Genomic DNA, 12,687 nt, shown 5'->3' with positions numbered 1-12,687 from the left:
CCGGGATCCATGGTCACGTCGTGGCGCCTGGATCCCGGCCTGGCTGGTGTCACCCGCGGCCGGACGACGTCCGGTCCGCGAGTGTCGTTGTCGGTTTCGATCAGCTCTTGATGTCGGCAGACCAGGTCTTTTCGATCTGCTTGACCACCGAAGCCGGCATCGGGATGTAGTCGAGCTCTTCGGCCATCTTGTCGCCCTTCTCGAACGCCCACTTGAAGAACTTGAGGGCTTCGGCGGAGGCCGCCTTGTCGGTCGGCTCCTTGTGCATCAGGATGAACGTCGCGGCGGTGATCGGCCACGAGGTCTCGCCCGGCTGGTTGGTCAGGATCAGGTAGTAACCCTTGGCCTTGGCCCAGTCGGCGTTCGCGGCGGCAGCCTGGAACGCAGCGATGGTCGGCTGAACCGCCTTGCCGGCGCTGTTCACCAGACCCGCATAGGTCAGCTTGTTCTGCTTGGCGTAGGCGTATTCGACGTAGCCGATCGAGTTCTTGGTCTGACCGACGTTGCCGGCGACGCCTTCATTGCCCTTGGCGCCGACGCCGACCGGCCATTCCACGGCCGTGCCCATGCCGACCTTGGTCTTCCAGTCGGCGCTGACCTTGGAGAGATAGTCGGTGAAGTTGAAGGTGGTGCCCGAACCGTCGGAGCGGCGAACCACGGTGATCGCGTCGGTCGGCAGCTTCAGCTTCGGATTGAGCTTGGCGATCGCCGGATCGTTCCAGGTCTTGATCTTGCCGAGATAGATGTCGGCCAGCGTCGGGCCGTCGAACACCATCTCACCGGGCTTGACGCCCTCGAGGTTGACCACCGGAACGATGGCGCCCATCACCATCGGCCACTGAGCGAGGCCTTCCTTGTCGAGCTGCTCGGGCTTCAGCGGCGCGTCGGTGGCGCCGAAGGTCACGGTCTTGGCGATGATCTGCTTGATGCCGGCGCCGGAGCCGATCGACTGGTAGTTCAGGCCGTTGCCGGTCTCTTTCTTGTAGGCGTCGGCCCACTTCGAATAGACCGGGAACGGGAAGGTGGCGCCCGCGCCGGTGATGTCGGCCGCAAAGGCCGAGGTCGACGCCGCAACCAGTCCGGCTGCGACGATGGACTTAATGAAATTCATGATGGTCTCCGTTCGTAAGCGAAGCGCTGACCGCGCCCGACTGCGCTTACCCCGCTCGCTTTACGAGCGGTCGATTGACCTTTTATGAGAGTTCGATGACACTCCTGTGACTATCGCAACCCACTGAATTCATTTAAATTTTAAGCGCGAACCTCGGGCTTTACCGGAGGAAAACAGACGGTGAAAGTGGCGCCCTTTTTCGGTACGCTTTCGATCAAAAGCCGGCCGCGGTGGCGGTTAACAATATGTTTCACCAGCGATAATCCTAATCCAGTACCGCCTTGTGAACGGCTGTCGCCGACGTCGACGCGGTAAAATCGCTCGGTCAGCCGCGGCAGATGTTCGGGCGCGATGCCGGGGCCGAAGTCGCGCACCGCGACGCGATATTCGGTGCCGCCCTCGCCGGACGCCAGCGCCGCCACCGACACCGCGACGCGGCCGCCGGAGGCGCCGTATTTCAATGCGTTCTCGATCAGGTTCTCGAACACCCGCAGCAATTCCTCGCGGTCGCCCGCGATCACCGCCGGCGTCTCGGGCATGTCGATCTCGATCGCGACCTGGCGCTCCTTCGCCAGCGGCTCGAGCCCGTCGGCGACCTGCCGGATCAGCGGCGCGAGGTCGATCTGCACGTCCGGCCGGACATGGGCGCTGAGTTCGACCCGCGACAGCGACAGCAGATCGTCGATCAGCCGCGCCATCCGCGTCGCCTGCGCCTGCATGATGCCGAGAAAGCGCTCGCGCGCCTTGGCGTCGTCGCGCGCGGGCCCCTGCAGGGTTTCGATGAAGCCGGACAGCGCCGCCAGCGGCGTGCGCAATTCGTGGCTGGCATTGGCGACGAAATCGGCGCGCATCTCCTCGACCCGGCGTAGCGGCGTCAGATCGTGAAACGTCATCAGCATGCACTGGTCGGTGCCGCCGAACGTGGTCGGCACCTGCACCGGCGCGATGATCAGCTCCATCCAGCGCTCGATCGGCGCGTGATCGAGATAGCTGACGCGGCGCGGCTCGGCGGTGGCGATCGCCTCGCGCAGCGCATTGACGATCTCCGGATTGCGCAGCGCGAATTGCGCCAGCTCGCGGACCCGCAAGGCCGGCGCGAGCTGCGCCGCGGCGGCGTTGAGATGCAGCACCCGGCCGGCGCGGTCGAGCAGCGCCGCAGGGTCGGGCATGCCGGCGACGATGGCGCGAACCACCGGCGTCTCGACCGGGCTGGTGCCCGGGACGTCGTCGCGCTTGTTGGCCGCATCGTGCAGCCGCCACGGCACCAGCGCCGCCGCTGCGACGCAGACGAACACCGCCCCCGCGGCGAGGACGGTGACTTCGCCGAGCACGGCCAGCGTCACCAGCGCGATCGCCGCCGCCAGCAGGATGATCGCGGCGTGACGCAGCCGGTCCGCCCAGGGCGTCGCCGCGGCCACGGTGGTCTTGTCCGCGGCCGGGACCGGCGGTCCGCCATGGCGGGCTTGTTCGTCGGATGCCGGCGCGATCATGGTCAGCCTGGGGTGGGATCCTGTCGGATCGGCTTCGGATCGAGCGCGGCGGCGAGCCGATCCATCCGTTTGAGGCGCGTGCCGATGACGATCTCGCGGACCGCGAGAATGATCACCGAGAGCACGAACGGCACGATGTAGTAAAGCATCCGGAACAGCAGCATGCCGGCCAGCAGCTCTTCCTTGTTCATCTGCCACAGGCCGACCAGCATCGCGGCATCGAACACGCCGAGCCCGCCCGGCGAATGGCTGGCGAAGCCGAGCAGCGTGGCGGAGACGAAGATCACCGCCACGACCACGAAACCGAGATTGGGCTCCTCCGGCACCAGCACATACATCGCCAGCGCGCAGAAGCCGAGATCGACGATGCCGATGCCGATCTGCAGCATCGTCAGCGGCCCGCCGGGGAGATCGACGGTCCAGCTGCCGCGGCCGACGCGGCGCCGCTTGACCGATACCCACAGCACATAGGCCGCCAGCCCGCACAGGATCGCCAGCGCCAGCACGCGATTGAGCCACGGCGGCAGCTGATTGATCGAGGACGCCGCTTCCGGATGATAGCCGATGCCCATGCCGAGCACGGCGGCGTTGCCGAGCCAGAAGGTCAGGCCGGCGAGAAAGCAGATCTTGGCGACGTCGATGCCGTCGAGGCTCCAGGCCGAATAGATCCGGTAGCGCACCGCGCCACCGGTGAACACGCTGGCGCCGACATTGTGGCCGATCGAATAGCTGGTGAAGGCAGCGAGCGCGGCGGTGCGATAGGGGACGTCGTTGCGGCCGATGGTCCGCAGCGCGAACAGGTCGTAGAACGTCAGGGTGAAGTAGCCCGCGGCGACGAACAGCCCGGCCATCACGATCGAACTCGGCGCGATCTTCTGCATCGCGGCGAGGACGTCGTCGACGTCGATGCCGCGGAGCTGGTGAAAGAGAACGTAGCAAGCCGCGGCGATGACCGCGATGCTGATCGCAACTCCCAGCTTGCGCAGGATTTGCTTCTCGCGCAGAAACGCGATCGCCCTGCCGATTGCGGCCATCATCTAGACCTCGAATCCCTCTCCGCCGCCTGGGACGTCGTGACCGATACCACGGCAACCGTTACCGGTCCGTGGCCAGGAGGCTCTGGCAGCTTGCTTCCGGGCCGGATGGAATTCGGACGATACCGCCAATCCCGCTCCTTGCTTCAAATCCGGCCGAGCCGACCGGTTTCACATCCGCGGCCCATCCGCGGACACTTGCCGGGCAACCGCGCCCGGCGCTTTTCCGGGGTCAGCGCCCCTTCATCTGCCGTGCGACAACCCGGTAACGCAGCCACGATCCGATCGCACACCCCACCAGATAGGCGGCCATCATGACAAGGAAAAGATCGAGCCAGTAGCCGGCGCGACCCGGGACGATCCGGGCGAGCGACAGCCCGACCAGCACCGCCGCCACCCCGCCGAGCCCCATCGCGGCGTTGCGCGACAATCCCTCGCCGCGTTGCACCACCGCGATCCAGCCTGCGGCGAACCCCAGCAGCAGCGCGCCGAGCAACCAGCCCCCGTAGAAATTCGCCATCGCCATCATGCCGTCACCTGATCACGAAATCGATGCGGCGATTTTTCGCCTTGCCAGCGTCGCTGTCGTTGCCGGCGAGCGGAATCCTGCTGCCGTAGCCGAACGCCTGGAAGCGCTCGGGCGTGAGACCGGCCCTGACCATATAGTCGACCACCGCGCGCGCGCGCTTCTCCGACAGCGCCTGGTTGAAACCGGCCTCGCCGTCGCTGTCGGTGTGGCCGGCGACCTCGATCGAGGCGCCGGGACAGCGCATCGCGGTCTCGATCAGCCGATCGAGCAGACCGGCGGAATCCTTGTCGATGGTGGCGCTGGCGGATTCGAAGCGCACCGTGCTTTTGCCGAGCAGATCGTCGAACAATTGCTGGCAGACCGAGGCATCGACCGGCGACGCCGCCGGCTTGACCGAGAGCTCGGCCTTGACGGTCCAGCCCTGCGGCATGTCCTTGTTCAGCTCGCTGCGGATCTGGCTGACCGCCGCCTCGAACAGCGCGTCGCCGGACAGCCGCACCTCGCGGTCGGACACCACCAGCGTGCCGGTCGAGAGCCGCGACAGCGCGCCGAGCGCCGGAGCCACCGCGCCGGCGAAGCCCTGCGGCGCCCCGATGCTGGCCTTGAGCTGGTCGACCACCTTCTCGCTGAAGAATTTCCGGCCGGCGGCCGCCGCCAGCGCCGCATGGACATTATTATCCGGCACGTAGCCGGTCAGGGTCAGGGTCGACGCCACCGGGTCCTTGTTGGCCTGGAAGACGTAAGGCGGCGCCTTGATGTCGTTCGCGGCGACCGCATAGCCCTCCGGCAGGTTCCGCAGCGCTGCGCCGATGGCCTCGCGACCGCCGAGATCACGCGCCATGCCGGCGAGACTGACCTTGGTGTCGGACAGGGTGATCTTGCCTTCCTTGAGCTTGCCGATCTGATCGACCAGCAGCAGAGCGGCGGCATCGAAGCGGGTCGGCGCGCCGCGGGCGAGCGTCATGCGGTCGGCGACCTCGACGCCGGCCAGTTCGGCGCGGGCGGCATCCGCGAGCCGCGCCCGGCTGGCGGGCAACGGCGCGCTGCCGGCGAGCGTGACGCGAACGACGTCGCGCTCGATCGACCAGACGAACGGCGTCGCCTGCGGCACCAGGCGGGTCTGATCGACCACCAGCCGGACGCCGGGGACGGCCTCGACCGCGGCGACCGCACTGCGGCGGCCTTCTTCCGAAAACGCATCGGCGGAGAAGACGATGTCGCGACCGACCGGCGTCAGCCGGGCTTTGTCCAGCACGGTGCTCTTGAGCGCCGCGACGGAACGCGCTGCGACATCGGCTTCTACGTCCGGCGTGGTGGTCCAGGCCGCGATCGACCATAGAGCGATCAGGATGATGGCGCCGCGCCACCACTGGCCGCTCGATCTGAAAAGTCCGCGCATTCCGCTTCCCGTGGGTCAGAAGCAGAGAGAAATCAAACCGTTGGAAGGCTGTCAAACGCAATTCAAGAAAAAAGCCGCCAATCCGGCAGTCGTCTATAACCGTTTCTTCAGCACGAGGGCGCTAGCATTGTCCGGAAATGAATCAGCCCGTAGCCCGATGAAGCAGTTTCGCCACAACATCATCCGCGCCGGGCTCGATGCGCTGTATTTTACCGGCGCCTATCATGTGCTGCGTCCGATCTTTTCTGGGATCGGGACGATCTTCATGCTGCACAATGTGAAACCGGCGCGGGCCGACGCGTTTCAGCCGAACCGTCATCTCGAGGTGACGCCCGAGTTTCTGCGCACCACCTTGCGGCATCTGCGGGCCCAGAACATCGACATTATTTCGATCGATGAACTGCACCGCCGGCTGACGGCGCGGGAATTCGGCCGCCGCTTCGCCTGCATCACGCTGGACGACGGCTACCGCGACAACCGCGATTTCGCGCTGCCGGTGTTCCAGGAGTTTCAGGCGCCGTTCACCGTCTATGTCGCCAGCGATTTCGCGCAGGGCACCGGACGGCTGTGGTGGATCACGCTGGAGCGCCTGATCGCCGGCCGCGACTGGATCGAGGCCGAGATCGGCGGCGACGAGATCCGGCTCGATGCGCGTACGCCGGAAGCCAAGCAGGACGCGTTCGACCGGCTGCACGACATGTTGCGTGCCCTGCCCGAGGGCGACGATCTGCCGCGCGCGATGAGCGCGCTGTGCGCCCGCACCCGGACCGACGAAACCGCCGTCGGCCGCGAGCTCTGCCTGAACTGGGACGAATTGCGGAGCTTTGCCGAGGACCCGCTGGTGACGATCGGCGCCCACTCCATCAGCCATTGCATCCTCGCCAAGCAGCGCGACGCGCTGGCGGCGCACGAATTGTCGATCGGCCGCGCCCGGATCGCAAGCCATCTGCAGCGCGAGGTCGCGCACCTCGCTTATCCCTATGGCGACCGCGCCGCCGCGGGGCCGCGCGAATACGAGCTGGCGCGGCAGGCCGGCTACAAGACCGCGGTGACGACGCGGCCGGGGATGCTGTTCGCCGGCGTCGCCGATCACCTCACCGCGCTGCCGCGGGTCTCGCTCAACGGCAACTACCAGGACGACCGCATCCTGCCGGTGCTGACGTCGGGCGCCGCCACCGCGATGTGGAACGGCTTCCGCCGCGTCGACGCGGCCTGACGCCGCCGCATTCCCGCCCCCTCGCACCGGCTGAATTTCCGAGACACGGAACGCATCCGGATCGCCTCGCGGCTCGCCTTGACTCGTCCCGGGCCGCACCGCAAACCATCGGGCAAACACAGGGAGGATGCATGTTCCACAATCTGTTTTCGCTGGAGGGCCGCGTCGCCCTGGTGACCGGCGGCTCGCGCGGCATCGGCAAGATGATCGCCTCGGGCTTTCTCGCTTACGGCGCGTCACGGGTCTACATCACCGCGCGCAAGGCCGCGGCCTGCGAAGCCACCGCGGCGGAATTGACCGCGCAGCATTCCGGCGACTGCATCGCGCTGCCGATCGACATCTCCACCATGACCGGCATCGACATGCTGGCCGGCGAGATCAAGAAGCGCGAACCGAAGCTCGACATTCTGGTCAACAATGCCGGCGCCGCCTGGGCGGCCGACTTCGATGAATTCCCGGAGGCCGGCTGGGACAAGGTGATGGACCTCAACGTCAAGACGCCGTTCTTCCTCACCAAGGCGCTGCACGGCCCGCTGCGCGCCGCCGCCACCGCCGAGCGCCCCGGCAAGGTGATCAACATCGCCTCGATCGACGGCATCTTCGTCAATCCGCTCGAGACCTATCCGTATGCGGCCTCGAAAGCCGGACTGATCCACCTGACGCGGCGGATGGCGGTGCGGCTGATCAAGGACCACATCGTGGTGACGGCGATCGCGCCGGGCCCGTTCGCGTCGGACATGAACAAGGCCGCCCGCGACGAGGCCGAGGCGGTGGCCGGCCGCGTGCCGGCCGGCCGGATCGGCACCGACGAGGACATGGCCGGCACCGCGATCTACCTGGCGTCGCGCGCCGGCGACTACGTCGTCGGCACCACCATCGCCGTCGACGGCGGCGTCGCCTACGCCAACCCGGGCATCAAGGGCGACGGCTGGGCTTAAGCCGGGCGGTTGCGCGCGTCGGCTCGGCGAGCGCCTGCTCGAGCAGCTCTGGTTTTGATGGAGCCACCGCCGTCATCCTGAGGTGCCCGCCGGGCCGCGCTATGAGCGGCGCGGCGGGCCTCGAAGGATGAGCCGCAAGCGCCTTGGCCGCATCCTTCGAGGCTCACTGCGCTCGCACCTCAGGATGACGCCTCCGCACGCGAGAATGCCGCGTTGCTTCAATCAAGCGATGAACCGCTCTAGGCCAAATAGCTCGCCAGGTTGAGACCTTGCACCTTGGCGATGGCCGAGTAGGAGGCCGTCAGTTGCGCCTCGTAGGTCGACAGCTTGGCGGTGACCGCGGCGACGTCGACGCCGGTGAGATCGCTGCCGAGCGTCTCGGCGTAGGATTGATACTCGCTCTGATACGAGCTCGCCTTGGCGATCGACGACGCCGCGTTCGACAGCTTGGTCTGGATCACGCCGATGCTGTCGATCGCGCCGACGGCGAGATCGAGCGCCTCGTTCAGCGTCTCGGTCGACAGCGGCGAATTGTTGGCCACCAGATTCATCGCCCGCATCACCTGCTCGAACGCGGCGCTGTCGGCGGTGACGCCGTAGGACACGGTCTGGCTGTCGGAGACGCGCACCGAGGCGAGATCGTCGTTGCCCTGATAGTAGCTGGTGTCCGCCGAGGACGGCGAGGTCGCGGCGGCGTAGACCGAGGACGAGACGTCGACCGGCGCGGTCTTGGTGTCCGACCCGGCGAACAGATAGCCGGAATTGTACTGCGTGTTCAGCAGCGAGGCCATCTGCTCCAACATGCTCTGGGCCGATTGCGTCACGCTGGCGGCATCGGTGCTGGCGACGTTGCTGGCGCTGGTCAGCAGCGTGCGGAATTCGGTGATCAAATCGGCGATCGAATTCACCGCCGAGTACATCACCTCGACCTTGCCGTTGGCGAGCGTCGCGGCGTCGATATAGGACTGCGACCGCGTCACCGAGACCTGCAGGTTCAGCACCTGCTGCGAACTCGATCCGAGCCCGCCGAAATCCGACGACACCAGCCCGGACGCCTCCTGGATCTGCTGATTGGCCATCGTGCTCTGCGTCCGCAAGGCGGCCGCGACCATCTGGTCGGTGTTGGCGAAAGTGGCGACGCGGGTCAACATCGGATGCGCTCCCGTCAGCCGACGCTCTGCACGGCGGTCATCAGCGACGAGAACATCTCGTTGATCACCTGAATCAGTTGCGACGCCGCGGTGTACTGATTCTGCAGCGAGCTGATCTTGGCGGTCTCCTCGTCGAGATTGACGCCGGATTGCGACGTCAGCGCGTTGGCGAGGCTGGATTGCGTCGTGCTCTTGGCGGTGTAGGTGGTGGCCGCCGAGGTCGCCTTCGAGGCGACGTTGGAGACGATGTCGGCGGCGTAATCGGCGAACGATCCGGTGGTCGAGCCGAGCCCGCCGGATGCGCCGAAGCTGCGCGACTCGGTCAGCGCCGAATACAGCCCGTCGACGACGTCGCTCGATCCCGCGGTCAGCACCTTGCTGCCCGTCGTCAGCGTCGCGGAATCGTCGAGCGTCGTCACCTGGAACAGCCCGGAATTCGCCAGGATGTCGCTGCGCACCGCGAAGTTCGACGCCCCGGTGCCGGTGACCAGATCGTTGAGGCCGAAATAGTCCGACAGGCCGGCGCCGTCGGCGCCGACCGCGCCGGTCATCTCGTTGATCGCGACGCCGTTGCCGCTGCCGGTCGCGGAGATCACCAGCTTGCCGCTGGAATCGATCGCGGCGCTGAGCCCCGAGATGGCGTTGATGCCGTCGACCAGATCGCCGACCGTGGCGTAGCTCGACAGATCGAGATCGCCGTAGGACACCAGATTGCCCGACTGGTCGGCGACCGCGATGCGGACGATGCCGGTCGCCGACAGCGCCGTCGACGACGTCACCGCGGTGGTGCCGGTCAGCGTCGCGGGCGGCGGCAGCGAGGTGCCGGCATTGCTCGCGGTATTCAGGCTGTCGGCCAGCGTCGTGGCCAATTGGTCGAGCTGCGCCTGCGCCGCCGGCAGTTCGGTGTCGCGCAGGTCGAACAGCGCGCCGATTTCGCCGGAGCTGATCTGCGAGGTGACGTCGACGCCGTTGAGGGTGATGCCGCTGAGGCCGGACGAAGTGCCGTCATAGGTCGACGACGCCTTGACCGAGGACGCAGCCGTGAAACTCAGCAGATGCGCGCTGCTGTCGACCAGCGCCTGCCCGCCCGAGGTGTAGACCTGCATGTCGCCGGACGACGACACGAAGTAGCTGATGTTCATCTTGCCGGCGACGGTCTGCAGCGCGACGTTGCGCTGATCCTCGAGGTCGGCGGTGGAATTGCCGGAGGCGGCCGCCTGCTTGATCTGATCGTTGAGGTCGTCGATCGTCTTCAGCGCGGTGTTGACCTCGTCGACGTCGGCCGCGATTTCGGCGTCGGCGTCCGCCCGCAGCGACTGGATGCCGCTCGACGTCTCGCGCAATTGCGACGCCAGATCGTCCAGCGCGCTGACGACATTGGCCTGCAGCGAGGCGCTGCTGGGGGTCCCGGCCAGCGACGTCACCGCCGATTCCAGCGACGCCAGCGTATTGGCGAGCGAGGTGCCGGTGTCGTTGGCGCCCGAGGTGCTGCCATACAGCGCCTGCAGGCGATCCAGATAGGTGTCGTCGATCTCGGCGGCGCCGAGTTCGGAGGTCGCGGCGATCACCGACTTCATCAGCAGCTTGTCGACGCTGCTGGTGATCCCGGTGATCGACACGCCGGTGCCGGCGCCGCCGCTGGTGGTGGCGACCTGGTTCGCGGTCTTGACGGAGTAGCCGGTGGTGTCGGCGTTCGAGACGTTCGACGACGCGACGCTGATCTGGACCTGACTCGCCATCAGACTGCCGACGGCGATACTGCGCGCGATGTCGAGTGACATGGAATCCTCCGCCGCGGTCAGGTCAGATTCGAACGCCCCGCGCCGCGGAGGCCGCCGGGCCGCTGATGCGGCCGTTCGCCCCGTAGGGCGAATTGCCGGCGATCTGCTGACGGATCGCCGCCATCACCGCATCGATGCGCCGCTGGCTGGCCTCGATCGCCGCGCGCAGCCGGACGATGTTCTCGTCCATCACCAGCCGCAATCGCTCGATCCGATCCAGCACCCTGATCTGCAGCGCGCGGTCCGGCGTGCTGAGCAGCACGTTCTTCATCGAGACCTGCTTGACCCATTGTTCGAACAGCTCGGACAGTTCGAGCTTGCGGGCGGTGTGGCGCGACTGCGACGCCGGCAGGCCCATCGCCAGCGCGATGTTCTCTTCGGTCACCACGTCGATCAGCTGGTCGATCAGTTCGACCAGATCGGCGATCCGGTGACTGTCCTGGACGATCGCCGGCTGCAGCGGGGGGCTCGGTGTCATCATGTCGTTCACTCCGTCGTCGTTCAGTTGCGTTGCGGCGCGCCGCGCCCCATCGAAGCGGTGCGGCCGTAGGCCGATGCGGCCCGGCTGCGCGTATTCAGCGTTCTCAGTTCATGCGCCAGTTCCTCGCAGCGGCCGCTCAACCCGGCGCGGACCCGACGGATGTCGCTCTCGAGGCTCAGGATCAGGCGCCGCTCGGCGCCGCGCAGGATTCGCGCCGCGGTGACCAGGCGATCCAGCCGCACGAACAATTCGTCGTCTTTGTCGCGATCGGTCATCGGATCAGATCGCCGCGATCAGGGTGTCGAACATCTTGTTGACCGCCGTGATGACCTGCGACGCGGCCGAATACGCCTGCTGCGCGGAGATCATGCTGCTGAATTGTTCGTTGGTGTCGGTGGTGCTGGATTCGAGCTCGCTGCCGTAGATCGTGCCGGCGCCGTTGGCGCCGGATTCCTGCAGCGTCGCCGAGCCGGACGCGGCGGTGGTCGCGTACAACCCGCCGCTCTGCGCCTCCAGCTCGGCCGACGCCGTGAAGGTCGCGACCGGGATCTTGTAGATCGCGATGGTCTCGCCGTTGGAGTAGGTGGCGTTGACGGTGCCGTCGTCGCCGACCGCGACGCTGCTCAGCTTGCCGAAGGCAAGGCCGTCGGACTCGATGCTGTCGATGGTCACGGCCGGCGTCGAAAGGTCCGAGGATAGTTGCGTCAGGCCGTCTTTTCCGCCCACCGTGCCGAGGTCGAGCGTGATCGTGCTGTTGGCGGCGCCGGTGGTCCAGTCGCTGATCGTGACGGTCGCCGGGCTCGGGCTGGTGCTGGCCAGCGAACCGTCGCTGTTGAACGAGACCGAGATCGTGTCGGTCGGCGCCGCCGCCAGCGTCGTGGTCGAATCCGACGCCAGCGTCGGCTTGCCGAAGCTCGCGCTCCAGGTGTTCTCCGCGGTCTTCGTCCACGTCACCTGCATCGTGCTCGACGTGCCGAGCGAATCATACAGCGGCATCGACGTCGTGAAGGTGTCGTTGACCGCGGCGTCGGCCGGCAGATTCGCCGCGAACGACGTCGTGGTGGTCGCGCCGCTGCTGGTCTTGGCGACGCTGGTGTCGATCGGAACCAGATTGCCTTCGCTGGCGGTGCCGATGACGTTGCCGTCGGTGTCGGTCCGCCAGCCGAGCAGATAGGCGCCGTTGTTGACGAGATAACCGTCGGAATCGATCGTGAACGCGCCGTTCCTGGTGTAGAGCGTCGATCCGCCGGTGAGCGACGTCGTCACCGGAAAGAAGCCGTTGCCCTGGATCGCGATGTTGGTCGCCGTCGTGGTCGAGGTCAGCAGGCCCTGCGTGGTGATGTTCGACGTCGCCGACGCCGTGACGCCGCCGGACGAGTAGGACGACGCGCCCGACGTGTTGGTGACCAGCGACTCGAACGAGGCCGAGGAGGTCTTGTAGCCGACCGTCGACGAATTCGCGATGTTGTCGGAGATCATCGCCAGCGCCGAACTCTGCGCGTTCAACGCGGAGATCGCGGACGAAAGTGCGCCTGACAAACTCATGCTGTGACTCCG

At 66.8% G+C, this 12,687-nt stretch carries 12 protein-coding genes; 2 read left to right on the top strand and 10 right to left on the bottom strand.

Annotation, left to right across the window (positions count from 1 at the left end):
* Positions 1-100: 100 nt before the first annotated feature.
* The 5 genes from pstS to RPB_RS03925 form a co-directional block, all read right to left on the bottom strand.
* On the bottom strand, positions 101-1,111 hold the full coding sequence (gene pstS, locus RPB_RS03945; protein WP_011439676.1) for a phosphate ABC transporter substrate-binding protein PstS: 1,011 nt from the start codon (positions 1,109-1,111) through the stop codon (positions 101-103).
* Positions 1,112-1,251: 140 nt separating this feature from the next.
* On the bottom strand, positions 1,252-2,601 hold the full coding sequence (locus tag RPB_RS03940) for a sensor histidine kinase (RefSeq protein ID WP_011439675.1): 1,350 nt from the start codon (positions 2,599-2,601) through the stop codon (positions 1,252-1,254).
* 2 nt (positions 2,602-2,603) lie between these two features.
* A complete protein-coding gene (locus RPB_RS03935) occupies positions 2,604-3,638 on the bottom strand; it encodes a lysylphosphatidylglycerol synthase domain-containing protein (RefSeq protein ID WP_011439674.1) in 1,035 nt (344 codons plus the stop codon).
* Positions 3,639-3,867: 229 nt separating this feature from the next.
* The gene (locus tag RPB_RS03930; protein WP_011439673.1) at positions 3,868-4,164 is read right to left on the bottom strand and encodes a hypothetical protein; all 297 of its coding nucleotides are present in this window, start codon (positions 4,162-4,164) and stop codon (positions 3,868-3,870) included.
* Positions 4,165-4,168: 4 nt separating this feature from the next.
* Positions 4,169-5,563, bottom strand: a complete 1,395-nt coding sequence (locus RPB_RS03925; RefSeq protein WP_011439672.1) for an OmpA family protein — start codon at positions 5,561-5,563, stop codon at positions 4,169-4,171.
* Between the two features lie 157 nt (positions 5,564-5,720).
* Here RPB_RS03925 and RPB_RS03920 point away from each other — a divergent pair, with 157 nt between their 5' ends.
* Both RPB_RS03920 and RPB_RS03915 read left to right on the top strand, forming a co-directional pair.
* Entirely contained in the window at positions 5,721-6,779 is a 1,059-nt protein-coding gene (locus RPB_RS03920) for a polysaccharide deacetylase family protein (protein WP_011439671.1), read from the top strand.
* 131 nt (positions 6,780-6,910) lie between these two features.
* Positions 6,911-7,717 carry an SDR family oxidoreductase gene (locus RPB_RS03915; RefSeq protein WP_011439670.1) on the top strand — a complete coding sequence of 269 codons (807 nt, stop codon included), beginning with the start codon at positions 6,911-6,913 and terminating at the stop codon, positions 7,715-7,717.
* A 239-nt stretch (positions 7,718-7,956) separates the two neighbouring features.
* On the opposite strand, the gene RPB_RS03910 is transcribed toward RPB_RS03915, so the two are convergent.
* From RPB_RS03910 to flgE, 5 genes are read right to left on the bottom strand one after another with little or no spacing between them, the layout of a single operon-like run.
* A complete protein-coding gene (locus tag RPB_RS03910; RefSeq protein ID WP_011439669.1) occupies positions 7,957-8,868 on the bottom strand; it encodes a flagellin in 912 nt (303 codons plus the stop codon).
* Positions 8,869-8,882: 14 nt separating this feature from the next.
* Positions 8,883-10,649: a flagellar hook-associated protein FlgK gene (gene flgK, locus RPB_RS03905; protein WP_011439668.1), complete on the bottom strand. Its 1,767-nt coding sequence runs from the start codon at positions 10,647-10,649 to the stop codon at positions 8,883-8,885.
* A gap of 22 nt (positions 10,650-10,671) precedes the next feature.
* Positions 10,672-11,130: a flagellar protein FlgN gene (locus tag RPB_RS03900; RefSeq protein ID WP_011439667.1), complete on the bottom strand. Its 459-nt coding sequence runs from the start codon at positions 11,128-11,130 to the stop codon at positions 10,672-10,674.
* A gap of 20 nt (positions 11,131-11,150) precedes the next feature.
* The gene (locus tag RPB_RS03895; protein ID WP_011439666.1) at positions 11,151-11,405 is read right to left on the bottom strand and encodes a hypothetical protein; all 255 of its coding nucleotides are present in this window, start codon (positions 11,403-11,405) and stop codon (positions 11,151-11,153) included.
* Between the two features lie 4 nt (positions 11,406-11,409).
* On the bottom strand, positions 11,410-12,675 hold the full coding sequence (flgE, locus tag RPB_RS03890; protein ID WP_011439665.1) for a flagellar hook protein FlgE: 1,266 nt from the start codon (positions 12,673-12,675) through the stop codon (positions 11,410-11,412).
* Positions 12,676-12,687 lie beyond the last annotated feature (12 nt).

Source organism: Rhodopseudomonas palustris HaA2, assembly GCF_000013365.1.
Classification (GTDB): domain Bacteria; phylum Pseudomonadota; class Alphaproteobacteria; order Rhizobiales; family Xanthobacteraceae; genus Rhodopseudomonas; species Rhodopseudomonas palustris_J.
The sequence above is the reverse complement of the archived record's forward strand: the minus strand, read 5'-3'. Positions and strand labels throughout refer to the sequence as shown.